Raw genomic sequence first — 25694 nt, forward strand, 5'->3', positions numbered from 1 at the left:
GTCCGGAATCTTCGACGGGTGGAGGTGGTCGGCCGGCTCAGGCCTCCGACCGCTCCTGGTCGGAGCCCGACATCAGCGCACGCAGTTGCCGTCGTCCGCGACTGAGCCGGCTACGCACCGTCGGTTCGCCGACTCCGCACACCGCGGCCGCCTCCGCCGTCGTACAGCCGATCAGGTCGATCAGTGTGACCACCACCCGCTGGTGTGTCGGCAGACAGGCCAGAGCTCGCCCGAGGTCGACCGATTCGATGACCGTGCGTTCCGGAGCGGACACCACCGACGTCAACCACGCGCTGCCGTCCGTCGCCGTCAGCGCGGTCTCCCGGGGCCGGCGCGCCCTGCGCCTGAGCTCGTCGGCCGCGGCGTTGACCACTATCCGGTACAGCCAGGTGCGCACGTCGGAGTTCCCCAGGAATCCCCCGGCTCCACGCCAGGCCCGCAGGAGCGTCTCCTGCCGCAGATCCTCCGCCTCGGCAACGGTGCGTGACCGGGCCGCACACCACTTCCGCAGCGCGGCCCGATGGCGGGATTCCAGGAGTGCGAAGGCACGTTCGTCTCCTTGCCCTACCCGGCGGACCAACTCCGCGTCGCTCGCACGCCCCTCGTTCCCCGGAAGGCCCCCGTAGCGTGGTTGCCCCCCGTTCCCTGAATGCCACTCGCTGCCCGGATGCCACCCTGCGGCTTCTGCCGCGGCACCACGATGTTCAGCCGTCACGGACACAGCCGGATTCCCCCCCACAGTCTCCCGCGCCCATGGCGGGACGGAATCGGTCCACGCCCGGCGGACTGTCAATTTACGGGCGCTCCGTCCGAGAAGACCTGATCCCGGGATCAGGTCTCGGAAACGGGCAACGACAGCTATCACCTGGTCGGATGTGGCGACTCCCCGGCTCACCCGCATGTGCCCGTTGACCGGAAACTTCTCGCCGCGTCCCAAGTGCCCCAGGGCCTGCCCCTACGAATTGGGTGCGCTCCCGGTCTGCCCGGAATGGGCCACGAATGGCCTCTCGCCGATATGAACGACGAAACGGGATGTAGCTGAACGCAACCGGCCGCGGCCTCGATGTCAGCCGGTTGCAGAGTTGTGCCCGAACCCGCTCGCGTGGATGAGTCGCCCGTGGTGGCGGCCTCGATGGTCATCGGGCTCGCGGCGCAGGACGATGAGAGCCGCATCGTCTTCGAGGTGTCCGCGGGTGTGGACGCGGAGATCGCGCTGGATGTGACGCAGCAGCGATTCGGGTCCTGACTGGCTCCACCGGGCGGCCCGTGTCTCAAGAGGGTAGAAGCCGCCGTCGGCGTCGCGGGCTTCGATGACGCCATCGGTATAGAGCAGGAGGGTGTCGCCGGGCTCGAACGGAATCACATCGATTGTGTATCCCTCGGGCCCTGTCCCACCGATCCCCAACGGTGGCGCGGGGTGCAGGCTGGGGACGGTGAGTGCGTCGCCGGGGCTCAGCAGCAGGGGCGGGGGATGTCCGCAGCTGACTATCCGGGCGGTGTGGTCCTCGTCGGGGACTTCCAGCAGCAAGGCGGTGGCGAAGCGTTCGCCTGCCTCATCGGCCGGCTCGAAGTCGGCCAGGTAGCGGGTCGCACTCTGCTCCAGGGCAGCGGCCAGCGTGGGCAGTGTGGAGTGCCGGTGTGCGGCCTCCCGGAAGGCTCCCAGCAGGAGCGCGGCCTCGCCGATGGCGGACAGGCCTTTACCACGCACATCGCCGATCATGACCCGCACGCCGCCGACGATGCGGGTGGCCGCATACAGGTCGCCGCCGATCTGCGCCTCGTCCTCGGCAGCCAGGTACAGGCAGGCGATCCGCAAACGGCCCATCCGCTCCGGCAACGGCCACAGCAGACCGTGCTGGGCCGCCTGGGCGACGGCCCGCACCTGGTCCAGCTGACGCTCGTGTCGCTCGCGTACCACACAGAAGAACACGATCAGTGCCGACAGCACCGCCAGCGCGAGGATCTGCACCAGCACGTTCCGTGTGAACAGCATGCCGAAGTGCCAGCCGATGTACGCCTGGGCGGCCACAGCCAGGAATCCGATCAGCCCCGTCAGCCGGGGACCCGCGAACGAGGCCGTGAACGCGGGCGCAGTGACCAGCAGCGGACCGAGGTGAATGTCGGCCGGAACCAATTGGTCCACCACCGTGATCACCAATATGAGCACGATCGGGAACACCAGCAGCGTATGACTCGCCTGCCACAGACGCCGCACACCCGCCACACCGTGCCGGACCTCCACGCCTTCCACACTGCCATCATGGCAGTCAGCTGACGAACGCGTCCCGGCGCAGCAGACAGGCCCCGATCACCAGACCGCACCACGAACGAGAGTGTACGTTCGTCCGCTCCTTTGTGTACGCTCCCCGTATGCCGACGGACCACTTCGGGCAAGACCCGCGCACGAACCTGGAACGCATGCTGGCCGGGGATCTCTACATCGCCGACGACCCCGAGATCACCCGCCGCCAGCAGCGGGCCGTGCGCCTGGCCGCCCGCTACCAGGCCGCCTACGCCGAAGATGCCGGCGCCGCCCAACCACTCCTCGCAGAGCTGCTGGGTTCCGTCGGCGACGAGGCGCACGTGCGACCGCCCCTGTACGTCGACTACGGCAGCAACATCACCGTCGGCGCGCGTACCTTCGTCAACTACAACCTGACCGCGCTGGACGTCGCCGCGATCGTCATCGGCGAGGACTGCCAGATCGGCCCGAACGTTCAGCTGCTCACCCCCACCCATCCCCTGGAACCGCAGCCCCGGCGCGACAAGCTGGAAGCCGCCAAGCCGATCACCATCGGCAACAACGTATGGCTCGGCGGAGGCGCGATCGTCCTGCCCGGCGTGACCCTCGGGGACAACTCCGTCATCGGCGCCGGCGCGGTCGTCACCAAGGACGTGCCCGCCAACGTCGTCGCCGTCGGCAATCCCGCCCGCCCCGTCCGCACCCTCTGAACTCGCCGACATGGCCACCGGACACACCGACCCGCAGCGCCGCGAACGCATCATCGCCGCCACTCTCGACCTCATCGCCGAAGAGGGCCTCGCCGGCGTCTCCCACCGCAAGATCGCCGCACGAGCCGGCGTGCCTCTGGGATCGATGACGTACCACTTCAGCGGCATCGACCAGCTACTACGTGAAGCCTTCGGCCGCTTCACCGACCACATCGTCGCGGTCTTCGACGCCCACCTCTCCACCCCGACCGATCGCGACCAGGCCAGAACAGCTGTGGCCGAACTCGTCCACACCCTGTCCGAGGGGCCCCAGCGCGACCTCGTCCTCACCCAGGAGCTGTACACCCTCGCCGCTCGGCAACCGGACTACCGGGAACTCACCCACGCATGGATGCGCCGCAGCCGCACCCACCTGGAACGACACTTCGACCGGGACACCGCCCGCCAACTCGACGCCCTCATCGAGGGCCTGACCCTCCACCGCGCCCTGGCTCGTGAACCGCACGACCACGCCCTGACGCTTGAGGCCATCACCCGCATCACCGCAACCGAAGAGCGGGCTCCCTGACCGCTGTACCGCACGGGCGTACCTGGACCCGCCTGAGTTCGACTCCGTCGAACAACCCGGACACGGTGTCTCTCACGCTACTGGGCTGAACCGCGCCGGCCGGCAGCCCGGTGCCCCCGCCGCCAAACGCCCAACGCCCAACTCCTCCGCAGGAGGGTTCCACTCGAGCCCGAGCCCTTGCGCCAGGTCGCAGATGGGAGGAGTTGCGATTTCCATCCGGGCCCGCGCTGCCTGACGGGCGCCAGTCCGTGCCTGCCCGGGCGTCAGTCGGCGGTCTTCGGGGTGATGACCAGGGTCTGCAGGGCGCGAATCAAGCAGTCTGCGTCCGAGCCGGAGAGCGGGGCGAGGAACTGACGCTCCATTTCCTGGCGGGCGTGCTCGGCTCGACGGAGGAAGTCCTCGCCCGTCGGGGTCAGCTGCACGGTGTTCTTGCGCCGGTCCCGGGCGCTGCGGCGGCGCTCGACGAGGCCCTTGCCCTCCAGCGCGTCGATGAGCGCCACCATCGTAGTGCGGTCGACGCCCAGCCTGCCGGCCGCCTCCAGTTGAGACAGCGGGGAGTCGGTCGCGAGCACGGTCAGGACTGCCAGCTCACGGCCGTCAATCCCGAATGGCGCCAGCGCGTGCGCGGACGCCTCCGTCAGTTGCAGATACGCGTGCTTGAGCAGATAGCCCAATCGGGAGGCAAGGGGATTGGACGGTGCGTCGCCGGTCATGCACGGCATCTTACTCAGAGCTGATAGTCAGAGTTGCTGACGATCAGCTATGGTGACGGAATGACCACCGCCTCCAGGAGCGGTGGCACATCGAGCCGAAGGGCGGGTATGCGCCGTGAGCGACCGGTACCAGGACGGGGTGACGTTCGGTATCAAAACCACCCCGATGCGCGTCACCTACGAGGAGATCTTGCGCGTATGGCAGGAGGCCGACGCCCTGCCGCAGATTGCGGACGCATGGCTGTGGGACCACCTCATGCCGATCGCAGGCCCAAGGGACGGGCAGATCCTCGAAGGGTGGACGCTTTTGAGCGCCCTCGCCGCGCAGACCCGACGATTACGGCTGGGGCTCCTCGTCACGAGCAATCGAATCCGTCAGCCCGCCGTCCTGGGCAAGATCGCCACGACGGTCGACGTGATCTCGCGGGGTCGTCTGGTCATGGGCCTCGGCGTGGGCGGCACCCATCAACCGGCCGACTCCGGAGGCGTCGCTGGAGAAAACCCCGCCGTCGCGGAGTACGACGCCTACGGCCTGACCTTGGTCCCACCGGCCGAGGGCATCGCCCGCCTGGCGGAGACCATCACCATCCTCAAGTCCATGTGGACGCGGGAAGTCTTCGACTTCCACGGTCGCCACTACACCCTCAAGGGCAACCGCAACGAGCCCAAACCCGTCCAGCGACCGGGCCCACCACTGCTGGTCGGCGGTTGGGGAACCCGGACGCTGCGCCTGGTGGCCGAGCAGGCGGACATCTGGAACATCCCCGGCCCCCCGCACAACACCCTGGACTACATCACCCAACGCAGCCGCGTCCTGGACACGCACTGCGCGGCCATCGGCCGGGACTCGCGGGCGATCACCCGCTCCGTGCAGTACATCGTCTCCTACGACGACCCCGCCGGTGACCGCAAGACGATCCTGGACCTCATCGCCGCCGGCGTGACACACATCGTGCTCAGCCTGCGAAGCCCGTACCCCCCGCAGGTCGCACAGTGGCTCGTCGACGAGATCATCACCCCGGTGCGCCAAGCCCGACGCGCCCTGAAAACCGACAGCAACCCCTGACCGACGACTTCGCCGCCGAACGACCGATGCCGCAGCGACTCCCGGACCAAGCATGCGAGACGGGACGACAGTTCACCCGGCCGGTGGACCGCTTCACCCAGGTGAGAGTGACACCTCGCGCCGGAGCGCCACGCCTGCGGACTGCGTTGTCGTAGACGATCGCAAGTTCCACGGCTGCCTCGCCGAGCTCGTCGACAACTGCTGCCGTCGAGCTCGGATCACCGTTGAACCGCAGTCGGCCGGCACACCGACCCCCGACGGCCGCGGCCTCTCCGGACGCAGCTGGTCCCGGGTGCGGTTCGACATCGTGCTCCGGCAGGCATGAAGATTCGTTCCCCTGCACCTAGGCAGCTCCCTCCTCGCACAGAAGGAAAGATCCCCTTTGCGATTCGAACATGAGACCCTCGCGCAGCGCGTCTGCTTCGTGCCCGGCTCAGCGCCGGAGACGGTACGGGCCGAGGTCGAGTGGCTGGGCGGCTCACGGGTGATGGTGATCGCGGCGGCCACCGAGGCCGCCTTGGCCGAGAAGGTCACCGCCGAGGTGCCGGTCGTGCTGCGGCACGACGAGGTGGTGATGCACGTTCCGGTCGAGACGGCCGAACGGGCGCGCGCCGCGGCGGCCGCGCACGAGGTGGATCTCCTGGTCAGTGTCGGCGGGGGCTCGACGACCGGCCTCGCCAAAGCGATCGCGCTGACCAGCGGGATCCCCATCCTGGCCGTTCCCACGACATACGCGGGCTCGGAGGCCACCAGCGTCTGGGGACTGACCGAGGGCACGCGCAAGACCACCGGAGTGGACGCGCGGGTGCTGCCCCGCTCGATCGTCTACGACGCCACGCTGACGCTGTCGTTGCCGGTGGCGACGAGTGTCGCCTCGGGACTCAACGCACTCGCGCACTGCGTGGACTCCATGTGGGCGCCGCGCACCGATCCGGTGGACCAGGCGCTGGCCGGAGAGGGTATCCGCGCGTTGGCGGCCGGACTGCCGGCCGTGGTGACCCACCCGGACGGGCTCGAGGGCCGCGAACAGGTCCTGTACGGGGCCTACCTGGCGGCCCTGGCGTTCTCCTCTGCGGGCTCAGGCCTGCACCACAAGATCTGCCATGTGCTGGGCGGCGCGTACGACCTGCCGCACGCCCAGACGCACGCGGTCGTGCTGCCGTATGTGCTGGCGTTCAACGCACCCGCGGCGCCGGAGGCCGAGCGCCGGATCGCGGAGGCGTTCGGTGCCGCGTCGGCCGTCGAGGGCCTGCAACGGCTGCGGCGCGTGGTGGACGCGCCGAAAGCGCTGCGCGACCACGGATTCGACGAGGCTGACATCGACGATGCCGTACACGCGATCCTGGAAGTGGTCCCGGCGAACAACCCGCGCCCTGTGACCGCCGAGGGTCTGCGGCGGCTGCTGCGAGCCGCGTGGCAGGGCGCGGACCCGCTGACGATGGACCGCGTCCCTCGTTGAGGTGGAGCCGCCGGCTTGCGGCGACTCGCTGTCGGAACGGGTCAGCGGGCGAAAAGCGTGCTGGCCAGGGCCACGTTGACGGCGGTGCCGCCGAGGATGCTCAGCAGCGCGTTGCGGCGCCACAGGTGCAGCCCTGCGGTGACGGCCAAGGCCGCCAGGGGTGCGGCTGCGCGCGGCTGGGGCAGCGGAAGGTCGCGCAGGCAGTAGACGAACAGGATCACCATGACACCGGCCGGCATGCGGGCGCCGAGGTACTGGACGGTCCTGCTGGCGCGCAGGGGTGCGAGGACCGTGAAGGGCAGGGCACGCAGAGCCCAGGTGACGGCGGCCGAGACGGCGACGGCCATGAGCAGGTAGGGGGTGTCAGGCATGAGGCAGCCTCTTGCTGGTGGCAAGGTGTCGGGCCAGGAGAGCGGCGGTGAACAGGGTGAAGGCGGCCGGCAGCATCTGGCCGGGGAAGACCAGGCGGGCGGCCAGCGCGCTGAGCAGCGCGAGGACGGGAGTGGGCAGGTCGCCGCGCCGTTCCGCGACGGCGTCGAGGGCCAGGACGGCGAACAGGGCGGTCATCGCGAAGTCCAGGCCGGTGACGCGGTCGGGTATCAGTGAGCCGAGCAGGGCACCGGTGGTGGCGCCGCCGACCCAGTACAGCTGCATGAACGCCTGCAGCCACAGGATGCGCGCGCCGGACCACGACCGGGCTTGCTCGCCGGTGGTCAGGGCGTATGCCTCGTCGGTCAGGGCGAAGGTGCTGTAGGTCCTGGCCAGGCGCCCGTGCACGCGGTGCAGGGGGAAGGACAGCGCGTAGAACACGTGCCGGACGTCGACCAGGAAGGCGGTCAGCGCGACCGTCGCCAGGGGCGCGGCCGCAAGAGCCAGGCCCACGAGCAGGAACTCGAACGAGCCGGCGTAGATGACGGCGGTGAACAGGCTCGCGCACCACCAGGGCAGTCCGGCATGGGTGATGAACACTCCGAAGGCGAGGCCGAGCGGCAACAGGCCCAGCCCCACGGAGCCGGAGTCCTTGAGGGCCGCCGGCGCCTCGGACCGCAGCCGAGGCGGGGGCGCGGGGACAGGACGAGGGGGATCGCCCTCAGCGACCGGAAGCGTTTGCATGCTGAAATTTTAGGATGAACCTCGCAACATATGGTTGCCAATCATTCCCGTAAGCTATCGCCATGAGCAATGGTTTCAGCCTGGATGCGATCGACAGAGAAATTTTGTTTCATCTGCGCCAGGACGGGCGGCTCACCAACGCCGAACTGGCCAAGCGGGTCGGCCTGACCCCGCCGCCGTGTCTGCGCCGTCTCAAGCGGCTGGAGACGGAGGGCGTCATCACCGGCTACCGTGCCGTCATCAATCCCGACGCCGTCGGCCGCGGCCTGGAAGTCATGATCGACGTCGAGGTCTACGCCAACGACCTCAAGACCATCCAGGCACTGGAGGACACACTGGCCTCCTACGAGGAAGTCGTCGAGTTCCGCCGGATGTTCGGCCGCCCCGACTACTTCCTCCGCGTCGCAGTCGCCGACCACGCCGCCTACGAAGCCTTCCTCACCGGCAAGCTCACCGGCCTGCCCGGGATCCTGCGTGTCGAATCCCACCTGACCATGAAGAAGATCAAGACCGACTCCTGACCGCCATCGCCGGAGCCTTCCCCGTACACTGCCGACGGCGCCGTTCCTGTCGGTGTACGGGGTGGCCGGCACCGACGCGAAGCCGGGCTGACCTCGTCGGCCGCTGGGGGTGCCCTTTCAGTTCAGACGGGACAGGCAGGCGTCGACGTCGGCTCCACGTTCGCGCAGTTCACCCGCGGCATCGGCCACCGTGACGGCAAGCACGGGAAGCGCGGGATCAACCGTCGTGACCAGAGCATTACCTTTCGGTCGACCGCAACAAGAGGATGGACGACAGGCAAATCCCGACCAGTGGTAAGTTTTTAAGCGCAGCTGCCACGCAGGTCCGTCCCGGGCCGGGCTTCGTCGAGGAGAGTGAGCGCACCGTGGGTGAGGCAAAAACGCGTGGGCCGTACGCCAAGACACCAGCCCGCAGAGCGGAGATCGTACGGGCGGCACGCGACAGTTTCGCGGAGAAGGGCTACGCCAAAGCCTCCCTGCGCGACATCGCGGTCCGGGCCGGCATCACCCATGCCGGACTCCTGCATCACTTCCGCAACAAGGACGAGCTCCTCGCCGAGGTGCTCGCCCAACGCGACTCCGAGGAGTGGCAGCACGGTGTGGCACAGGTCGACAGCCCGGACCAGCTCGCGCCCTACCTCGGCGAGCTGATCCGCCACCACCAGGAGACGCCCGAGCTGATGCGCCTGTGGATCGAACTCGCAGCCGCTGCCTCACGGGCGGATCATCCCGCCCACACCTATTTCGTCGAGCGCTACCAACGAGGACGCGCGCAGTTCGCGGAGGGGCTCCACGACGAGGCGGCCCGCGGCAGGCTGCGCGAAGGCGTGAGCCCCGAGAACGCCGCGTCCCTCTTCCATGCCGTGCTCAACGGGCTCCAACTGCAGTGGGTACTCGACCAGAACCTCGACATCATCGGGCCCGTCACCGACTTCGTGCGCCTGCTCTTCGACCACGACCACGCCGACGAGTGAGCGGGGATTCGCTGTCGCCCAACCGGGCACACAGCTCCTCCACCCAGTCGTGCAAGGCACGCACCGAAGGCCGGGTGCGCACGGCACCCAACCGCGTGCGCAGCACCTCTGGCTCCGCCAGGGCCCGCGGCGCAAAGCGTCGTCCGATGTCATGGGCCGTGGTGTCTCACCCGCCGCTGACAGCCTGGCGCGGAAGTCGTCGGTGATCGGTTGAGGTGCACCTTCGCCACGGCCACACTGGAAACTGGTAGAGGGCCATTACCAGCAGGCCGTTCAGCTCGCCGTCGCGACGGGTACGCGGCCGGACTCGCGCTCCAGCCCCTGAAGGCGGACTCGTTGCTCCGCATGATGCTTGACGAGGGGATCACCCGGTGGGGACTGCCGGCCAGGAGACGATGGCGATGATCGCCCTCAAGATGATCGCCATCAACCCGATGAACAGCACCTCGGTGCTGGCGGCCTTCGGTGCGCTGGGCGTCCTGGTGGTGATCTTCGCGGAGTCGGGCCTGCTCGTGGTCGGCTTCTTCCTGCCCGGCGACGCACTGCTGTTCCCGGCCGGTGTGCTGTGCGCGGAGACCGTGCACCGGGCGCCACAGCTGGAACTGTGGCAGGTACTGGTGTGCGCGGCCGTCGGAGCCACGGCCGGGGCGCAGGTGGGTTTCCTGCTCGGGCGGCGTGGCGGACGGGCACTGCTGGCCCGCACATCGAACCGGCGTGTACGGCAGGGGGTGACGCGGGCGGAGGAGCTGCTGGCGCGGTACGGCTACGGCAAGGCGATCGTGCTGGGCCGCTTCATTCCGATGCTGCGCACCGTGCTGCATCCGGCGGCCGGGGCGCTGGGGGTGCCGGTGCGCGCATTCACCCTCTGGCAGGTGGTCGGCGGCCTGCTCTGGTCGCAGACCCTCGTCCTGGCCGGCTACACCCTCGGCTCGTCGGTGCCCCATGCCGACCGCTATCTGCTGCTCCTGGTCGCTGTGATCGTCGCGGTCTCGCTGCTGCCGCTGGCGGCAGAGGCACTACGCGTGCGGCGCGGCCGGCGGTCGTCCTGAACGCGTGCGAGGGCGGCGCTACGGCGTCGGGGCAGTGCCACCTGGCCGGTGCGGCCGTGACGGCGTGGGCCAGGGCGGCGATGCCCCGCCCGACGAGGCTCTCGACACGGGTGTAGGAACTGACGACGCCCTACGCCCCTTCGGGCTTCGCCGGCACGCACCGCCACGCGAAACCCGCGGCGATCACGTAGGCGAGCGCACCGATGGCCATGCTGGTACGCAGCCCGGCGTTGTAGTCGGTGCCACTGGCGAGCAGGCTGCCCCCCAGCGCCACGCCGGTGGCGCTGCCGATCTGGCGGGTGGTGTTGAACAGGGCCGAAGCGGCCCCTGAGTACGCCGGGGGTGCCGCACTCATCACGGTGGCGGTCGAGCCGGTCAGGGCGAAGGACGTACCGAACCCTGCGGCCATCATCGGAGCCACCAGCAGCCAATAGGCGGGATCGACTCCCGCCGCGGCCCAGCCTGCCAGCCCCAGCGCAGCCAGGAGCATGCCGAAGACCACCAGCGGACGATCACCGGTGCGGCGAGTCAGCCGCCCCGAAAGTACAGAGGCGAACGTGGTCATGGCCACCGCAGGGAACAGTGCCACCCCGGTCTTCAGGGCGCTGAAGCCGCGCTGATGCTGGAAGTCCAGGCTGGCGGTGAACACCATGCCGTAGAAGCCGAAGTTGAACAGCAGGCCGACGAGGGCCGCGCCGCTCATCGCACGCGAGCGCAGCAGACTCAGCGGAAGGGCGGGAGACCGGGCCAGTCGCTCGCGCACCGCGAACGCAGCGGTGGCCGACGCGGCGAGGACCAGCCCGGCGAGCACTGCAGGATCCGACCAGCCGCGCCGTCCGGCCTCATTCAGCGCGCCGGTCAGCAGAGCCACCGCCGCCACCACCGCACACTGCGCCGGCCAGTCCAGAGCCCGGGCGCCGTGCCGGGGCGAGGGCGTCACGTACCGAAGGGTCAGCACCAGGCAGACCACACCGACGGGCAGGTTGATGAGGAAGACCCACCGCCAGCCCACCGTGGAGACCAGCAACCCGCCCAGCAGAGGCCCGGCGGAGGCCGCGATACCCGCCATCGAACCCCACAGTCCGAAGGCCCGCGACCGTACGGCCGGCGTCGGGTAGGCCTGTTGAAGCAGGGCCAGGGATCCGGGCACGATCAGCGCCGCCCCGAGCCCTTCCACCAACCGGGCCACCACCAGCAACGGCGTGTTCGGCGCGGACGCGCACGCGGCCGAGGACACCGTGAACACCAGCACGCCCCAGCAGAAGACCCGACGGTTGCCCAGCCGGTCGCCCAGCGCTCCCCCGGTCATCAGGAACCCCGCGAAGACCATGGTGTACCCATCCGTGATCCACTGAATGCCGGTGAGCGAGGCAGACAGTTCCCGGCCCACCACCGGCACGGCGACGTTGATGATCGTCACGTCCAGGATCACCATGAAATACCCGGCGCACACCGCCAGCAGGGGAGCCAAGGACCGCCGCCCGGACTCCGGGGCCGGCTCGGGAGGGGGTACCGACTCGCCCCCGGCCGACTCCGCGAACGTCACGTCTCAGCTCCATCCCATCAACGGAGACTCCACGCAAAAAAGCCACACTAATCGACATATATAACCCGCGCCCGGGACCATGCCGACTCACCGCGCCTCAGGCGGGGAAGAGAGCCCGACGGACTTCGCCTGTCGGCAACGGGTGCGTATCCTGCTGCCTGGTCAGCGTGACTGCGCAGGTTTCCAGCCCCAGGCAGTCAGCATTCCGGGAGACAGCCCGGCGTATGCCGGAGAATCCAGCCGGCGCTCGGCTTCGTCGATCGCGGCGTCGTCCACCATGCTCGTCGCCACCATCGCAGCACGTGCCCGGTCCCATGTCCGAGCCCAGAACCGGCTGATGGGGCTGCCCGGCACCAGTGGCGGCACATGGATTTCGGCGGCCACGGCCTCCAGCCCGGCGGCAAGCATCAGCTGAGGACAACCGGGCACCCACGAGACGTCGGTGCCGATCGTCTCACGCAGTCCCTGCCACATCGCCCGCATGGCCAGGGTGTACGGCGTGTCCGGAGCGTCATCGGTCGTCAGGTCCACCGCGTCGCTCAGCACGAGTACACCTCCCGGCGCGAGCAGCCCGGCGAGTCGCTCGACCATCACAGCGGGAGACGGCAGGTGCATCAGCACAAACCTGGCGTGGACGAGATCGAAAAGACCCGGCTCGAAGCGGTCGGAGGTCACGTCGGCCTCGAGCGCGGCCAATCCCGCGACAGGCTCGGACGAGAGGAACCGGATGTCCCGGTCCACCGCCACGACCTCGTCGACGCCCGCTTCACGCAGAAGCAGACGCGCCACCGTCCCGGTTCCGGCGCCCACGTCCAGACAACGCCAGCCCGGACCGACACCCAGCTGCCGCAGCCGCGCGATCGTCGTGGCGTCGTAGACGAGGGCCCCTAGGTCGGTCCGCTCCGACTCACCTTCGTCCTGCGGGCGGAACATCTGCTCGCCGTAGTGCCCGGGGCTCCCGGATCCCTGAGGGCCCCGGGAGCCAGCTTCACGTGCCACGCATCCATTGTCGGGGCATAGCGGGACACCTACACCTTGTGGGGTACCGGCATGGCACCCCACCCGCGCCCCGCTTACTCTCCTGCGCGCCGGTGCCGTCAGCCCTGGTGAGCGCCATCAGCCATGGTGACTCCTGGGCTGACGGCACCGGCGCCGCGCACGGCAGGACGAGGCCGACATGCCCTTCCCCGTCCCAGGGCGCGGCCCGGGTCCCGGTCGCCGTCGGCTCGCACCCGAAGCGACTGGACGTAGTCGCTGAGGTAGTGCCGCGTGCCCATGCCGGCCGGTTGCGGGCCGACGCTGACGCAGCGACGCAGCGTCTGCGGAAACCTCACCGAACGGGCATGCGGGCACCGCTGCCGTCCCGACGTTCGTCGTCCTCGAAGGCGCCCGTTTCGACATCTCCTCTCGACGGGCGGGCTCCGGTGCGCGCCTGAGGTCGGATCAGCGAGAGGCCCAAAGGTCTGCCTTGCGGGGACAAGGCGGCTCGTTCGAGCAGGACTGATGCCGTGCGGGATCGGTGATCAGTGCTGCCGACGGACGGCTAACGTGTCCAGCGACACCTGATGAACTGCACTGAATCGGAGCCGAAGTTGACTGAACGCCTGAACGGAAGGCGCCCCACACTCGAGGACGTGGCGCGCAGGGCAGGGGTGTCGAAATCCACCGTGTCGCGGGTGATCAACGACGAGCCGAGGGTGCGGGCGGAGGTCGCCGAGCGCATCCGAGAAGCGGTGGCGGAGCTGGGCTATGTAGCGAACCAAGCCGCCCGAAGCCTGGTCACCCGCCGCAACAACGCCATTGCCGTTGTGGTCACCGAACCTCAGAACCGACTCTTCGTCGACCCCTACTTCAACTCCCATCTGCGTGGCATCCGACAGGAACTCGTCCGCCACGGAGCACAGCCGGTACTCCTGTTCATCGAGGAGCCGGACGACTATCCGCGCGTCGGTGACTTCCTCGGCGGCGGGCACGTCGATGGCGCGCTGCTGTTCTCGCTGCGTGCAGACGACCCATTGCCGGGCATGATCGAGCATATGGGGCTGCCCGCTGTCTTTGGCGGTCGTCCGGTCCTTGGCTCCGGACACCGCAGCAAGGTCTGCACGTACGTCGACGCCGACAACCGCGGCGGTGCCCGAGAAGCCGTTCGGCATCTCGTGTCGCTGGGGCGTCAACACATTGCGACGATTGCTGGGCCGCTCAACCAAGCTGCCGCGATCGACCGCCTTGACGGCTACTGCGACGTGCTCATCAACCCCCCGCCCCAGTTGATCGCCGAGGGCGACTTCACCCTGCAGGGCGGGGCTGATGCCATGGCTGTGCTCCTTGACCGGTCTCCTGATCTTGACGCGGTGTTCGTCGCCTCGGACGTCATGGCGTCCGGTGCCCTGCGGGTGCTGCGGGAGCGGGGCCGCAGGGTGCCGGAGGATGTGGCCGTCGTCGGCTTCGACGACCTGGCGTCCATCGCCGAGGCCGCGGAGCCCCAGCTCACGACGGTTCATCAGGACGTCGAGGGAATGGGCCGGTTGATGGCCCGGCTGTTGTTCAACCGCACGGCGGACCAGCTCGCGGCGGGGAGCGGCAGCCACCCGCTGTCGTCTGTGGTCACCCCGACCCGTCTGGTCATACGGAAGTCGGCCTGACGACCGTCGCTCGTCGCGCCGTGGAATCATCGCCAGCCGAACAGTTGCGGATTGCTGTGAAGGTGGTGGACGGACGTGGCGGCCGGCACCGCGGTCGGTCACTTCTCGGTGGCCGCGAGGGCCGCTTCCGCCTTCTTGCGGTAGACGGCGAGTTTGCTTCGGCACCCGCGAGGCGCTCATCGACGAAGTGGCGGTCGACGTCGCGGCGGTCCGGCTCGACGAGGCTGCCGAGCGGGCCCTCGCGCACGACGACGCCTGGGACGGGTTCGCGTACCACATCGAGAAGGTGTGCGAGCTGCAGGCCACCGAGCCCGCGATCGGCGACGTGGTCACCGGCCGCTACCCGGGCGCGGCCCGCCTGATGGCCGTCTGCGACCGCACCCAGGCCGCCGCTGTACGCGTCATCGAGCGCGCCCAGCGGGCCGGTGCCCTCCGCCCGGACTTCACCCACGAGGACATGCTGTTCGTCTTCGGCACCAACGCTCTGCTTGCCCGTGCGGCCAAGGCCACCGCCCCGGACTTCTGGCGCCGAGGTGTCGGCTTCGTGCTCGACGGCCTGCGCACCGAAGCCGCTCGCCCTCTGCCCGCCGACCCGCTGTCCCCGCAGCAGCTGCAGCAGGTGATGGGCAACCTCACCAGCACGCCGTAGCCGTGGTCACCCATGGCACGGGTCCCGCCTGCGGCTCGCCCTCGTAACGATGTCCGACAGCGGGCCGCGGCGGGCACCCCGCAGCCGGCGCGAGGACGGCCCGGACACCCCGGACCGGATGGTCAAACAGCCGCGGTTCGGCGCGCGTCGACGGTCCTGGTCGGTGCCGGCTACGCCGGCCACAGGCGGGCGCTGGCCATCGCTCCCGGCGGTCGCACCATGAGGACATCGACCGGGTCCTGGGCTTCCACAAGGAATCCGTGCCGCTCGTAGAGTCGACGGGCAGCACTGCCCTGCAGGACATTCAGGGCCACGGTCATGCCCTGCGCATCGGTCCGTCCCAGTACCGTGCGCAAGACAGCGGATCCGAGCCCTTGGCCCTGATGATGCGGAGCAAGGTAGAAGTGCTCCAGCCATTGCCTGCCTGCGGCGGGCCGGACCGTGACGCATCCAGCGACTTCGCGGTCGATCATGATGATCGACGTGTACTGCTCGGAGAAGGAATCCCGCAGCCGCTGCCGCACCCGGTGCTCGTCGAAGCGCCCGAGGCGTTCAAGATCAGTACGCATGACTGTGGCCCGCAACTCCACCAGCACCTCGAGGTCCGCTGCCGCCGCAGAACGCAATGCCCAACCCGCCCCCTGCTCCGACGTGGTCCGTACAGGCACTGCCACGTCCGATCGCGTCCCGTTCCCCATCACCCCGGCATCCATGACCGCAGTATCCCAGTCCGCCTGTTCTGACCAGGCACAGGGTTCGGGACCACGCCGGACGGCGAGCACCGGTGCACCTGGTGGTCGCGCGACCGCGGGGCCGGTTCAGTGGTCGCGCGACCACGACGGCCCGTTCACTGGTCGAGCGGCTCGTAGTCGAACCAGTCGAAGTGGACGGTGCCGCCCGATGCGTACATGCCGATCACCCGGCCGGTGAAGCCACCGGCCACCTCGGTGGACAGGTAGCGGCCGTCGAGGGTGCCCAGCACGGTGAACGTGCCGTCCGGTTCCTCGACACCGAGGCTGAGGGTGTCGGGCCCGGTGCGCGCGTCGCGCAGCGTCCGCGTGGGCGTCACCTGGATACCCAGGACAAGGGGTCCGGCCGGCACCGGGCGGGAGGCGACCACCGTATGCAGCGGGCCGATGCGGGCGAGCACCTTCACTTCCCCGGAGCCCGCCTCGATCTCGTAGTGGTGGTCCTCGTCGAGCCGGACCGCCAGGCCGCCGCGCCCTTCCGCGGGGTCGATGAGTGTGCGCGCCCGGCACGACAGGTGCTGCTGGCGGCGTCCGACGAACACGACGTCGGGCTCGTCCAGGGAGCTGCCGCGGGCGTGGAGCGTAAGCCATCCGGCCCGTTCCTTCGTGGTGCAGTGCCGGGCGGGGCGGTCGCGCAGCGAGACCCAGCACGGCTGGAGCGCGCTGAGGTCGAAGTCGTCCCGGTGCGGCGCGACGGGGTCCGGCCGGAGCGGCCAAGCGGGCGCGGGCATGTCGGGTTCCAGGTCGCCGACGACGGGCCAGCCGTCGACCCAGGTGACCGGCGCCAGGAAGGTCTCGCGGCCGAGCACGTGCCAGCCGGGGGTTCCGCCGCCGGGGCGCACCCCCAGCAGCACCATCCACCAGGAACCGTCGGTTGCCTGCACCAGGTCGGCGTGGCCGGTGTTCTGGATGGGGTGCTCGAAGCCTCGGTGCGTCAGGATCGGGTTGGCCGGGCACGGCTCGAACGGTCCGGTGGGCGTGCGGCCGCGGGCGACCGAGACACTGTGGCCGCGCTCGGTGCCGCCTTCGGCGATCAGCAGGTACCAGTGGTCGCCGACGTGGTACAGGTGTGGTGCCTCCGGGGCCTTGGCGCCCGGCGTGCCGGACCAGAGCTTGCGCGGCGCGCCGAACGACTCCCCGGTGTGCGGGTCGATGCGGACCTGTCCGACTCCGGCGACCGTGCACCAGCAGGTGCCGTCCTCGTCCCAGGCCAGATCCGGGTCGATGCCGGGGACGCCCGGCAATCGGACGGGGTCGGACCACGGTCCGGCCGGATCGGTGGTGGTGAAGAGCAGGTTGCCGCCGCCCTCGCAGACCAGGGTGACGATCAGCCAGAATCGGCCGTCGTGGTGGCGCAGCGTGGGTGCGTAGATCCCGGCGGACGAGGGTGTGCCGGTGGGGAGGGGCAGTTGGCTCGGCCGGTCCAGAGCGTTGCCGATCTGTGTCCAGTTCACCAGGTCGCGGCTGTGAAAGACAGGCACACCGGGGAAGTACTCGAAGCTGGAGCACACGAGGTAGTAGTCGTCGCCCACGCGGCAGATGCTCGGATCGGGGTGGAACCCCGGGATCACCGGGTTGGCGAAGGTCCTGCCCGGCGAGTGGATGTCTGACACTGCTTCAATTCCTTTCATCGGCGGGGCGCAGTTGCTGCCGACGTTGGCGTCCGAGCTCTCCGGAAGCGCCCCGGCATCGAGGTGGCCGGGGTGTCGCCGGTCGCTGCGTCGAGTGCCCGACCAGTGGCGGCCGTGACCTGCTGCCACGAACTTCACCAGCACTCACCAAGCTGCTGCGGTTCAACTCGGGTCTCATGCTCAGGTCTCACGCTCGGGTCTCATGGTGAAGGCGGCACTTCTTCCGCAGGTGTCGAAGCGCTTGAATGGTGCGGCGACAGTAATGACATGCGAACCGGTTCGACAAGGCCCCTGGACAGGCAGATATCCACCCACGCCCAAGAATATTGACAGACCGCCGGGTTCCTGTCAGCGTCGAAGCGCTTCAACACATTGCGACCTCCGACCCGTCTTGAGGGGCCTGCCACGTGAGCTTCCCGTCCCTGTCCCCGACCGACCGGCTGCCGTTCCGTGATCCCGCGCTGCCCTTGCGTAAGCGCGTCGAAGACCTGCTCGGGCGGCTCACGCTCGACGAACGGATCGCGATGCTGCATCAGTACGTGCCGGGCGTTCCACGCCTCGGCGTCGGCTCGTTCCGCACCGGGACCGAGACGCTGCACGGCGTGGCCGGGGTCGGGGTGGCGACGGTCTTTCCGCAGGCGGTGGGACTGGGCGCCAGCTGGGACGAGAAGCTGGTGCACCAGGTCGCCGAGGCCGTCTCGGTCGAGCTGCGCGCCTTCCACCACCACCCGTCGCTCGCCGGCCGTCCGCCCGTCGTCGGCAGCGCCGCGACCAGCCTGCACGCCTGGGCCCCGGTGGTGAACCTGCTGCGCGACCCGCGCTGGGGCCGCAACGAGGAGGGCTACTCCGAGGACCCCGTACACACCGCGCGGCTGGCCGAGGCCTACTGCCGCGGCCTGACCGGCGACCACCCGCGGTTCCTGCGCGCGGCGCCGGTGCTCAAGCACTTCCTCGCCTACAACAACGAGGACGACCGCTGCGTAACCTCCTCCGGTGTGCGGCCCCGGGTGCTGCACGAGTACGACCTGGCCGCCTTCCGACCGGTCGTCGCCTCCGGCGCCGCGACCGGCGCCATGGCCGCGTACAACCTGGTCAACGGCCGCCCCTGTCATGTCAGTCCCCTGATCGAGACGGAGCTGCGGCACTGGGCGCGATTCACCGGCCACGAGCTGTTCGTGGTCAGCGACCAGGAGGCTCCGTCCAATCTCGTGGACCCCCAGCACTACTTCGACGACCATGCCGAGTCCCACGCGGCCGCACTGAAGGCCGGCATCGACAGTTTCACCGACCACCTCCAGGACAGCGCGACTCCGATCGGCCGGCTGCGCGAGGCGCTGGACCGCGGCCTGATCGACGAATCCGACGTGAACCGCGCGGTGCGGCGACAGCTGCAACTCCGGTTCCGGCTCGGCGAGTTCGACCCCGAGCTCGACCCCTATGCCGGCATCGGTCCCGAGGTCGTGGACTGCCCTGAACACCGTGCTCTCGCCCGCCGCGCCGCGACCGAGTCGGTGGTACTGCTCAAGAACGACGGGCTGCTGCCACTCGACGCCATGTCAGGCCGTGCGCAGGTCGCGGTGATCGGTCCGCTCGCCGGCACACTGTGCGAGGACTGGTACAGCGGCACCATGCCCTACCGGATCAGCGTCGCCGCCGGTCTGGACGCGGCACTGAGGGAACGCGGCGGGGAGGTGGTCCACGTCGAGGGCACCGACCGGATCGCGCTGCGCTCCCGCACCACCGGCGAGCCGCTGCTCAGGACCGCCTTCGACGTCGCCGACTGGGGCGACGGCGTGCTCACGCTGCGTTGCGCGATGAGCGGGCGCTACCTCTCCGTCAAAGACGACGCCTCGCTCGCCGCCGACCAGGAGCTGCTCAAGAGCTGGTACGTGCACGAGACCTTCCGTCTGGAACCCGATCTCGCCGACGACCCCGACGCGGTGCTGCTCCGCAGCGTCCTCACCGGCCGGTACGCCGTCGTCGACCCGGCCGACGGCCGGGTGAGCGTGACCGCCGAAACCCGGCAGGCCGCCGAACGCTGGCACCGTGAACTGCTGCGCGACGGAACGGCCGAGACGGTGGCCACGGCCCGGGCCGCAGACGTGGCCGTGGTGGTGCTCGGCAACCACCCGCTGATCAACGGCCGGGAGACCGAGGACCGCGCCGGCACAGCGCTTCCCGAGGCCCAGGAGGCACTGCTGCGCGCGGTCGGCGCGGTCCGCCCGGAGACGGCACTGGTGGTGATGAGCAGCTACCCGTACGCCGTCGACTGGGCCGACGAGCACCTGCCCGCCGTGGTGTGGACCTCCCACGGCGGGCAGGAGACCGGACGCGCGCTGGCCGACGTCCTGCTCGGCGAGGCCGACCCCGCGGGACGTCTCCCGCAGACCTGGTACCGCGGCGACGACGCGCTGCCGCACCCGCTCGACTACGACATCATCAAGGCCGGCTGGACCTATCAGTACCACCGCGCCGCGCGACTTTACGCCTTCGGCCACGGGCTCTCCTACACCACATTCGCCTACCGCGACCTGCGGTTGTCGCAGGGGACGGTCGCACAGGACGGCTCGGTTCAGGTCTCGGTGACGCTCACGAACACCGGCGCCCGGCGCGGCAGCGAGGTGGTCCAGCTCTACGTCCGGGCCCTGGACGCCCGCTACGAGGCGCCGCGGCTGCGGCTCGCCGACTTCCACAAGGCCGACCTCGGCCCCGGCGAGAACCGGGAGCTGAACTTCCACCTGCCCGCCGGGCGGCTCGCCCACTGGGACGTCGCCACCGGCACCTTCACCGTCGACCCCGGCCGCTATGAGGTCCTGATAGCCCGCTCCGCCGACGACATCGTCCTCACCACTCCCCTGACGGTGACCGGGACGGCCCCCGCGCCCCGCAAGGTCGTCGACCGGCGCACCCCGGCCGTCGACTTCGACGACCACGCGGGCGTCACCCTGGTGGACGCCACCCGCGCGGCGGGCGACGCCGTCACGCCGGCCGACCCGAGACAGCCCGGGGCGCTGCTGTTCCGTGCCGTCGACCTCTCCGGCGCCGTACGGGTCGAGGCGGAGGTCGCACGCGAAGACCCCGGGCCGGACGGGCACGGCGACACCGGGCAGGCACGGCTGGAGTTCCGGGTGGACGAGCGGCTGCTGGCCGAGGTCGCGGTGCCGGTCACTGGCGACCGTTACACGTGCACGACCGTCTCGACCGGGTTTCCCGCGCCGCTGCACGGCGTCCACGACCTGCGGCTGACACTCCACGGCGCCATCCGACTCACCGGCTTCCGCTTCGACTCGCCCCACCCGTCCGGGAGGGCCACGCCCTAGGCCACGAGGACCTCCCCGTGGAGGCGGTGTGACGCACGCCGACCACGGCGGCCTCCAGGTTGGCGGAAGGTCGTTTCTTGTGGCCACCTGCGGCTGTTTTCGCGTGGCGGGCGGACCTCAACTCTTGACGGCCTCTGCGATCTGCAGGGCGGCCTGGGCGGGCGTGAGGTGCGTGGTGTCGACGACCTCGGCCTCGGCGTGCAGCCACGTGCGGGCCGCCTCGGCGTAGGGCTCGAGGTATTGGAGACGGAATGGGGAGTTGGGGCCAAGAACAGTGTCGCCCGCGATGCGCCCGCGGAGGGTGTCCTGGTCAGCATGGAGGACGAAGTGCCGTACCGGAATGGCATGTTGGGCGAGTCCCGTGCTGATCTCGCGCCAGTACTGCTCGACCAGGACAGTCATGGGCATCACCAGAGTACCGCCGGTGTAGTCGAGCACGTGGCGGGCGGTCTCCACGACGAGCGGCCGCCATGGCGGCCAGTGCTGGAAGTTGTCCGTCCCCGGCAGGCCCGGCGTGATGTCCATGAGTGTCTCGCCGACCTTCTCGGCGTCGAACACCCGTGAATCCGGGATCAACTGCTGCACCAGTGCACTGGTCGTCGTCTTGCCTGCGCCGTGGGTGCCATTGAGCCATACGATCACGGGACCCGATGCTAGCGCCATGCGGGCCGCGGGAACGGGCACGGCAGAGATCCGGTACGGCTTCGGCGTTTCCCGGGCTGCCGGCCGCGTCTTGAGCTGCTCCACTTCGCGCGTCCCGTTGTCGGGCTTCAGACTCGGGCGAGCCTTGCCCAGCTCGACCGGTGGATCTCGGACGAGGAGCGACGCGAGGAGGAGCAGCGGCGGGGTGAGGAGCGGCGGCGGGGTGAGGAGCGGCAGCGTCCCCCGTCGAAGTGGCTGATCGAGCGGTGGCTGAGCCGCAGCAACGTCGACGCGTGCATACCGGCAATTGCCGGGCGGCAAGCAGAAGCGGGCGGTACTTCCCGCCGAGCCGGGTGCAGGCGTTCGATGCCTCGCGGCGGCAGGTCCCGCGATGTACGTATTGCCGGCCGCGTAATGCGCTCGGATTCCCCGGAGCAGCCGCAACCCGCTGCCGCTGGCGGGTGTCGAACGCTGCCGAGCCCCGGACCGCGTTCCTGTGATGCCGGGGCTCGGCAGCGTGTGCCGTTCATTGATCGCTTGTCGGCGGTCCTGCCGTCCTGGTGTCGTCCATCCGCTCGCCCTCCGCCTGGGACGGCTCGGTCCTGGGGACGTCCGGATGCATGGCCGCCCGCTCGGCAGGTTCGTCCCGCTCGCCCTCAGCCTGAGAGGGCGTGTGAGAGTACAGCCAGGAGTCGTAATCCGAGGCTCCTGTTTTCATGGCGGTCCTCCCTCGGTTGCTTGCCTCCCATGGTCCTCCGTTGACCGCAGCAGGGCGAGGGCGGCCGACGGTCGCACTCTCGGGCGTCGCCTGGCGACGGCCGAGCAGGCGGCGGGAACAAGCGGCAGGGGACCGTGGAAGCCGGGATTCTGCGCCTCGCCCACGGCTCCCCGATGGGGAGGAGTCCCGATCTCTTCTATAGAGGATGCCGATCGCTAAAGTGGAAGAATGAGTGGCGGCAACTTCCTCTCCAGTGGTTTGTCCATGGTCGAGTTGGGGGCCAGGATCCGATCCGAGCGACGAGCCCGGAACATGGCCCTGGAGCGGCTCGCCGAGCTGAGCGGGGTGAGCCGGAGCATGGTGTCCGAGGTGGAGCGTGGCGCCAAGACGCCGAGTGTGCTGGTCCTCGACCGTCTGGCGACCGCGCTGGGCACCTCGGTCGCCAGGCTCCTGGACGAGCCCGTCCGTCCCGAAGTGGTGATCCTGCCCCGCGCCCGGCAGCACATCGTGCGGGATTCCGCCGGCTGGGTTCGGCGCATCCTTTCGCCTGTGCTGCCCGGCACGGAGTTCGAGTTCATGCGCACCGCCCTGGAGCCCGGCGTCGACGCCGGGGAGTTCCTCCCGCATCCACCCGGATCACATGAGTACGTGGCAGTGGAGACAGGTCGCCTGCGCCTGACCGTCGACGGCGCCCCATATCTTCTGGCGGCCGGGGACTCCGCCTACTTCCCGGGCGACCGCCGGCACGCCTTCGCCAACGACGCCGAGCACGCTGAGTGCGTGTACTACCTGGCGATGACACCGGGACGGCCGGCCGACCCCCACCGCCGTCCGACACACGGAGCCGTCTGACGCGACCCGGGCATCCCACGGCGCGGGTCGTAGCCGAGCCGCTGCTGCCTCCCGACGACTGGAACGAAGGGGACGGGCGACGGTCAGCGCCAGTCGGGAGCGCCTGCGGCGGGTGACAGGGCGTTCTCGATCTTCGTCCGCAGCTCTTGCATGACCGCGACGACCCGCGCTTCGTGCTCCTTGCCGAGCCGCGCCACGGGCACCGAGCAACTGATGGCGTCGGTGGCCGGTGAGTCGTACCGCAGGGCGAAACCGAAGCCCGCGATGCCGGTCACCGTCTCCTCGCGGTCTATGGAGTAGCCGCGCTCGCGTACTCCGGCGAGGTCGACCAGCAGAGTGCCACGGTCGGTGTGCGTGTTCTCCGTGAGGGCCGTCAACGGGCCGTCGGGAAGCGGGAGTTCGCCGTCGGGGCGCTCGGCGAGCAGCGCCTTGCCGAGGGCGCCGGCGTGCGCCGGGATCCGGCGGCCGACCCGGCTGATGGTGCGCGGGTACTCGTGGGACTCGCGCGTCGCGAGGTAGACGACGTTCGGGCCGTCGAGCCGGGCCAGATGGATCGTCTCGCCGAGTGTGTCCGAGGCCTCGTCGAGACAGGGGCGGACCCTGCGCACGTGCGGGTCGCTGTCCAGGTAGCTCGTGCCGGTGAACAGAGCGCGGATTCCGATGCCGTAGAGGGACCCGGTCGTGTCGGAGCGCACCCAGCCGCAGCCGACCAGGGTCTGCAGCAGCTGGTACATGCTGCTGCGCGGTACGCACAGCTCCCCGGCGAGTTCGTCCAGGCGGGCGGGCCGGTCGCCCCGTGCGGCGAGCAGTTCGAGCAGTTCGACGGTACGGGCCGCCGACTTCACCCCACGGACCCCGCTGCTCTCCGACATGGCCTCATCGTAAATCCACACTGCCGGACCCATTGACCTCCATCCGTTCACCGACCTAGCCTGCGTTCTCATACATGTACGCCATCTGCATATAGAGATGAGATTCAGGGTGCGGTTCACTGCGGAGACCTTCCGACCACCCCGCGGCACCCCGTCGCCCACCGCCACCGGCTCCCGCTCCCGCTCCGGCTCCGGCTCCGGCTCCGGCGAGGGCCGTTGCATCGCCGTGCGCACCGGCCACCCACGCCACGGCTCAGCGGTCCAGCAGCTCAGTTGCACGACAGTTCGACAGTTCGACAGTTCAAAGGGGAACTGACATGCCTCTCCTCGTAGTCGGGATCAGCGTTGTGATCCTGCTGCTCCTCATGACCCGGCTGAAACTCAACGGCTTCGCCGCGCTCCTGCTCGTGGCGGTCGGCGTCGCGCTGGTCCGGGGTATTCCGGTGGCCAACATTCCGGACGTCCTCTCGGAGGGCATCGGGGATCAGATCGGCGACACGATGCTCACCATCGGGCTCGGCGCCATGGTCGGCCGGGTCATGGGCGACTCCGGCGCCGCCCAGCGAATAGCCGGCAAGCTCCTCGACGCGTTCGGACCGCGCTGGGTCCAGGTGGCCATGGTGGTCACCTCCATGCTCATCGGCGTGACCATGTTCTACGAGGTCGCCTTCATCATCATCGTGCCCATCGCGTTCACCCTCGTCAGGGTCACCGGGGCGAAACTGCTGTGGGTGGGCCTGCCGATGTCCATCGCCCTGTCCACCATGCACAGCTTCCTGCCGCCGCACCCCGGCCCTACCGCCGTGGCCGCGACCTTCCACGCCTCCGTCGGCCACACCCTCTTCTACGGACTCTTCGTCGCCGTTCCCGCCGGAGCGCTCATCGCGCTCGCATGGCCGCGCCTGCCGTTCGTCAAGGCGATGAACCCCTCCATCCCCAAGGGCCTCGTCAGTGAGCGTGAGTTCGTCGACGAGGAGATGCCCGGCATGGGCTGGTCGCTGTTCGTGGCCCTCTTCCCCGTGGTGCTGATCGCCGGCGCCGCCGTGACCGACATGGTCGCCTCCGGCGACAGCCCGTTCCTGCACTTCGTCGCCTTCATCGGCTCGGCACCGATCGCGCTCATGCTCACCCTGTTGCTGGCGATCTGGGCGTTCGGACCGCGAATCGGCCGCAGCATGGCGGACGTCAGCGCCTCCTGCTCCTCGGCAGCCCAGGCGATGGCGATGATTCTCCTGGTGATCGGCGCCGGCGGTGCCTTCAAGAACGTCCTCGTCGAAGGCGGGATCTCCGACTACATCAAGGACGCCACGGACAGTTGGTCCATCTCGCCGATCATCCTGGCGTGGCTCATCGCGGTCATCCTCCGCGTGGCCCTCGGCTCGGCGACGGTCGCCGTCGTCACGGCCTCCGGCGTGGTGCTGCCGCTCCTCGCGGGCAGCGGCATCCACCCCGAGATCATGGTGCTCGCCGTGTCCTGCGGGTCGATCGCCTTCTCCCACGTCAACGACCCGGGATTCTGGCTGTTCAAGGAGTACTTCAACCTCTCGGTCATCGAGGCGATCAAGGTCCGGACCACCTATACGACGGTGCTCGCGATCCTCGGCCTGGGCGGCGTCCTGGCGCTGGAGTGGGCCCTCGACGTCCTCAGCCTCTGACGA

25 protein-coding genes are annotated in these 25694 nt (G+C 69.6%); 13 read left to right on the forward strand and 12 right to left on the reverse strand.

Annotation, left to right across the window (positions count from 1 at the left end):
• Window positions 1-37: 37 nt before the first annotated feature.
• A complete protein-coding gene (locus tag ACFY16_RS30100) occupies window positions 38-901 on the reverse strand; it encodes an RNA polymerase sigma factor (RefSeq protein WP_390650498.1) in 864 nt (287 codons plus the stop codon).
• 165 nt (window positions 902-1066) lie between these two features.
• Window positions 1067-2251 carry a PP2C family protein-serine/threonine phosphatase gene (locus tag ACFY16_RS30105; protein ID WP_390650336.1) on the reverse strand — a complete coding sequence of 395 codons (1185 nt, stop codon included), beginning with the start codon at window positions 2249-2251 and terminating at the stop codon, window positions 1067-1069.
• A gap of 119 nt (window positions 2252-2370) precedes the next feature.
• Between ACFY16_RS30105 and ACFY16_RS30110 the strand changes: the two genes are divergently transcribed.
• Both ACFY16_RS30110 and ACFY16_RS30115 read left to right on the forward strand, forming a co-directional pair.
• The gene (locus ACFY16_RS30110) at window positions 2371-2952 is read left to right on the forward strand and encodes a sugar O-acetyltransferase (RefSeq protein ID WP_390650337.1); all 582 of its coding nucleotides are present in this window, start codon (window positions 2371-2373) and stop codon (window positions 2950-2952) included.
• Between the two features lie 10 nt (window positions 2953-2962).
• Window positions 2963-3520, forward strand: coding sequence for a TetR/AcrR family transcriptional regulator (locus ACFY16_RS30115; protein WP_390650338.1), 558 nt, complete (start codon window positions 2963-2965; stop codon window positions 3518-3520).
• Between the two features lie 263 nt (window positions 3521-3783).
• Here ACFY16_RS30115 and ACFY16_RS30120 read toward each other — a convergent pair whose 3' ends face one another.
• The gene (locus ACFY16_RS30120; RefSeq protein ID WP_390650339.1) at window positions 3784-4233 is read right to left on the reverse strand and encodes a MarR family winged helix-turn-helix transcriptional regulator; all 450 of its coding nucleotides are present in this window, start codon (window positions 4231-4233) and stop codon (window positions 3784-3786) included.
• A 166-nt stretch (window positions 4234-4399) separates the two neighbouring features.
• Between ACFY16_RS30120 and ACFY16_RS30125 the strand changes: the two genes are divergently transcribed.
• Both ACFY16_RS30125 and ACFY16_RS30130 read left to right on the forward strand, forming a co-directional pair.
• Complete coding sequence (locus ACFY16_RS30125) at window positions 4400-5299, forward strand: LLM class flavin-dependent oxidoreductase (protein ID WP_390650499.1); 900 nt, start codon at window positions 4400-4402, stop codon at window positions 5297-5299.
• Window positions 5300-5681: 382 nt separating this feature from the next.
• On the forward strand, window positions 5682-6758 hold the full coding sequence (locus tag ACFY16_RS30130; RefSeq protein ID WP_390650340.1) for a maleylacetate reductase: 1077 nt from the start codon (window positions 5682-5684) through the stop codon (window positions 6756-6758).
• A 41-nt stretch (window positions 6759-6799) separates the two neighbouring features.
• Here ACFY16_RS30130 and ACFY16_RS30135 read toward each other — a convergent pair whose 3' ends face one another.
• Window positions 6800-7129: a branched-chain amino acid transporter permease gene (locus tag ACFY16_RS30135; RefSeq protein WP_390650341.1), complete on the reverse strand. Its 330-nt coding sequence runs from the start codon at window positions 7127-7129 to the stop codon at window positions 6800-6802.
• A complete protein-coding gene (locus tag ACFY16_RS30140; protein WP_390650342.1) occupies window positions 7122-7871 on the reverse strand; it encodes an AzlC family ABC transporter permease in 750 nt (249 codons plus the stop codon). The genes ACFY16_RS30135 and ACFY16_RS30140 overlap by 8 nt, the downstream gene beginning before the upstream one ends.
• Before the next feature lie 62 nt (window positions 7872-7933).
• On the opposite strand from ACFY16_RS30140, the gene ACFY16_RS30145 reads away from it, so the two are divergent.
• From ACFY16_RS30145 to ACFY16_RS30155, 3 genes are all read left to right on the forward strand, one after another.
• Window positions 7934-8392, forward strand: a complete 459-nt coding sequence (locus ACFY16_RS30145) for an Lrp/AsnC family transcriptional regulator (protein WP_390650343.1) — start codon at window positions 7934-7936, stop codon at window positions 8390-8392.
• Window positions 8393-8757: 365 nt separating this feature from the next.
• Window positions 8758-9366, forward strand: a complete 609-nt coding sequence (locus ACFY16_RS30150) for a TetR/AcrR family transcriptional regulator (protein ID WP_390650344.1) — start codon at window positions 8758-8760, stop codon at window positions 9364-9366.
• Window positions 9367-9782: 416 nt separating this feature from the next.
• Window positions 9783-10415 (forward strand): DedA family protein, encoded by a 633-nt coding sequence (locus ACFY16_RS30155; RefSeq protein WP_390650500.1) that lies wholly within the window; start codon window positions 9783-9785, stop codon window positions 10413-10415.
• A gap of 130 nt (window positions 10416-10545) precedes the next feature.
• Here ACFY16_RS30155 and ACFY16_RS30160 read toward each other — a convergent pair whose 3' ends face one another.
• Window positions 10546-11961 (reverse strand): MFS transporter, encoded by a 1416-nt coding sequence (locus ACFY16_RS30160; RefSeq protein WP_390650345.1) that lies wholly within the window; start codon window positions 11959-11961, stop codon window positions 10546-10548.
• A gap of 162 nt (window positions 11962-12123) precedes the next feature.
• Window positions 12124-12894, reverse strand: a complete 771-nt coding sequence (locus ACFY16_RS30165; protein WP_390650346.1) for a class I SAM-dependent methyltransferase — start codon at window positions 12892-12894, stop codon at window positions 12124-12126.
• Window positions 12895-13526: 632 nt separating this feature from the next.
• Here ACFY16_RS30165 and ACFY16_RS30170 point away from each other — a divergent pair.
• Both ACFY16_RS30170 and ACFY16_RS30175 read left to right on the forward strand, forming a co-directional pair.
• Window positions 13527-14603 carry a LacI family DNA-binding transcriptional regulator gene (locus ACFY16_RS30170; RefSeq protein WP_390650347.1) on the forward strand — a complete coding sequence of 359 codons (1077 nt, stop codon included), beginning with the start codon at window positions 13527-13529 and terminating at the stop codon, window positions 14601-14603.
• Between the two features lie 187 nt (window positions 14604-14790).
• Complete coding sequence (locus ACFY16_RS30175) at window positions 14791-15252, forward strand: TetR/AcrR family transcriptional regulator (RefSeq protein ID WP_390650348.1); 462 nt, start codon at window positions 14791-14793, stop codon at window positions 15250-15252.
• Between the two features lie 170 nt (window positions 15253-15422).
• Here ACFY16_RS30175 and ACFY16_RS30180 read toward each other — a convergent pair whose 3' ends face one another.
• Together ACFY16_RS30180 and ACFY16_RS30185 are read right to left on the reverse strand one after the other, a co-directional pair.
• Entirely contained in the window at window positions 15423-15965 is a 543-nt protein-coding gene (locus tag ACFY16_RS30180; protein ID WP_390650349.1) for a GNAT family N-acetyltransferase, read from the reverse strand.
• 134 nt (window positions 15966-16099) lie between these two features.
• Window positions 16100-17614, reverse strand: coding sequence for a glycoside hydrolase family 43 protein (locus tag ACFY16_RS30185; protein WP_390650350.1), 1515 nt, complete (start codon window positions 17612-17614; stop codon window positions 16100-16102).
• A 425-nt stretch (window positions 17615-18039) separates the two neighbouring features.
• Between ACFY16_RS30185 and ACFY16_RS30190 the strand changes: the two genes are divergently transcribed.
• Window positions 18040-20952 carry a glycoside hydrolase family 3 C-terminal domain-containing protein gene (locus ACFY16_RS30190; RefSeq protein ID WP_390650351.1) on the forward strand — a complete coding sequence of 971 codons (2913 nt, stop codon included), beginning with the start codon at window positions 18040-18042 and terminating at the stop codon, window positions 20950-20952.
• Between the two features lie 117 nt (window positions 20953-21069).
• Here ACFY16_RS30190 and ACFY16_RS30195 read toward each other — a convergent pair whose 3' ends face one another.
• Window positions 21070-21594 (reverse strand): ATP-binding protein, encoded by a 525-nt coding sequence (locus tag ACFY16_RS30195; protein WP_390650352.1) that lies wholly within the window; start codon window positions 21592-21594, stop codon window positions 21070-21072.
• 293 nt (window positions 21595-21887) lie between these two features.
• Here ACFY16_RS30195 and ACFY16_RS30200 point away from each other — a divergent pair, with 293 nt between their 5' ends.
• The gene (locus ACFY16_RS30200; RefSeq protein ID WP_390650501.1) at window positions 21888-22094 is read left to right on the forward strand and encodes a DUF6233 domain-containing protein; all 207 of its coding nucleotides are present in this window, start codon (window positions 21888-21890) and stop codon (window positions 22092-22094) included.
• A 26-nt stretch (window positions 22095-22120) separates the two neighbouring features.
• On the opposite strand, the gene ACFY16_RS30205 is transcribed toward ACFY16_RS30200, so the two are convergent.
• Window positions 22121-22312 (reverse strand): hypothetical protein, encoded by a 192-nt coding sequence (locus tag ACFY16_RS30205; protein WP_390650353.1) that lies wholly within the window; start codon window positions 22310-22312, stop codon window positions 22121-22123.
• 228 nt (window positions 22313-22540) lie between these two features.
• Here ACFY16_RS30205 and ACFY16_RS30210 point away from each other — a divergent pair, with 228 nt between their 5' ends.
• Window positions 22541-23164 carry a helix-turn-helix domain-containing protein gene (locus ACFY16_RS30210; protein WP_390650354.1) on the forward strand — a complete coding sequence of 208 codons (624 nt, stop codon included), beginning with the start codon at window positions 22541-22543 and terminating at the stop codon, window positions 23162-23164.
• A gap of 83 nt (window positions 23165-23247) precedes the next feature.
• Here the strand turns inward: ACFY16_RS30210 and ACFY16_RS30215 are convergent, their stop codons facing one another.
• Window positions 23248-24036, reverse strand: coding sequence for an IclR family transcriptional regulator (locus ACFY16_RS30215; protein ID WP_390650355.1), 789 nt, complete (start codon window positions 24034-24036; stop codon window positions 23248-23250).
• A gap of 317 nt (window positions 24037-24353) precedes the next feature.
• On the opposite strand from ACFY16_RS30215, the gene ACFY16_RS30220 reads away from it, so the two are divergent.
• Window positions 24354-25691, forward strand: a complete 1338-nt coding sequence (locus ACFY16_RS30220) for a gluconate:H+ symporter (RefSeq protein ID WP_390650356.1) — start codon at window positions 24354-24356, stop codon at window positions 25689-25691.
• Window positions 25692-25694 lie beyond the last annotated feature (3 nt).

It is taken from the genome of Streptomyces sp. NPDC001315, from assembly GCF_042896175.1.
Taxonomy (GTDB): domain Bacteria; phylum Actinomycetota; class Actinomycetes; order Streptomycetales; family Streptomycetaceae; genus Streptomyces.

Bases quoted from the DNA above. Each gene is read 5' to 3' on its own strand.
- ACFY16_RS30100 (WP_390650498.1), bottom strand. From the start codon at position 901: ATGCGGGTGAGCCGGGGAGTCGCCACATCCGACCAGGTGATAGCTGTC.
- ACFY16_RS30110 (WP_390650337.1), top strand. From the start codon at position 2,371: ATGCCGACGGACCACTTCGGGCAAGACCCGCGCACGAACCTGGAACGC.
- ACFY16_RS30115 (WP_390650338.1), top strand. From the start codon at position 2,963: ATGGCCACCGGACACACCGACCCGCAGCGCCGCGAACGCATCATCGCC.
- ACFY16_RS30120 (WP_390650339.1), bottom strand. From the start codon at position 4,233: ATGACCGGCGACGCACCGTCCAATCCCCTTGCCTCCCGATTGGGCTAT.
- ACFY16_RS30125 (WP_390650499.1), top strand. From the start codon at position 4,400: ATGCGCGTCACCTACGAGGAGATCTTGCGCGTATGGCAGGAGGCCGAC.
- ACFY16_RS30135 (WP_390650341.1), bottom strand. From the start codon at position 7,129: ATGCCTGACACCCCCTACCTGCTCATGGCCGTCGCCGTCTCGGCCGCC.
- ACFY16_RS30140 (WP_390650342.1), bottom strand. From the start codon at position 7,871: ATGCAAACGCTTCCGGTCGCTGAGGGCGATCCCCCTCGTCCTGTCCCC.
- ACFY16_RS30145 (WP_390650343.1), top strand. From the start codon at position 7,934: ATGAGCAATGGTTTCAGCCTGGATGCGATCGACAGAGAAATTTTGTTT.
- ACFY16_RS30155 (WP_390650500.1), top strand. From the start codon at position 9,783: ATGATCGCCATCAACCCGATGAACAGCACCTCGGTGCTGGCGGCCTTC.
- ACFY16_RS30165 (WP_390650346.1), bottom strand. From the start codon at position 12,894: ATGTTCCGCCCGCAGGACGAAGGTGAGTCGGAGCGGACCGACCTAGGG.
- ACFY16_RS30170 (WP_390650347.1), top strand. From the start codon at position 13,527: ATGAACTGCACTGAATCGGAGCCGAAGTTGACTGAACGCCTGAACGGA.
- ACFY16_RS30180 (WP_390650349.1), bottom strand. From the start codon at position 15,965: ATGGATGCCGGGGTGATGGGGAACGGGACGCGATCGGACGTGGCAGTG.
- ACFY16_RS30205 (WP_390650353.1), bottom strand. From the start codon at position 22,312: ATGAAAACAGGAGCCTCGGATTACGACTCCTGGCTGTACTCTCACACG.
- ACFY16_RS30210 (WP_390650354.1), top strand. From the start codon at position 22,541: ATGAGTGGCGGCAACTTCCTCTCCAGTGGTTTGTCCATGGTCGAGTTG.
- ACFY16_RS30215 (WP_390650355.1), bottom strand. From the start codon at position 24,036: ATGTCGGAGAGCAGCGGGGTCCGTGGGGTGAAGTCGGCGGCCCGTACC.
- ACFY16_RS30220 (WP_390650356.1), top strand. From the start codon at position 24,354: ATGCCTCTCCTCGTAGTCGGGATCAGCGTTGTGATCCTGCTGCTCCTC.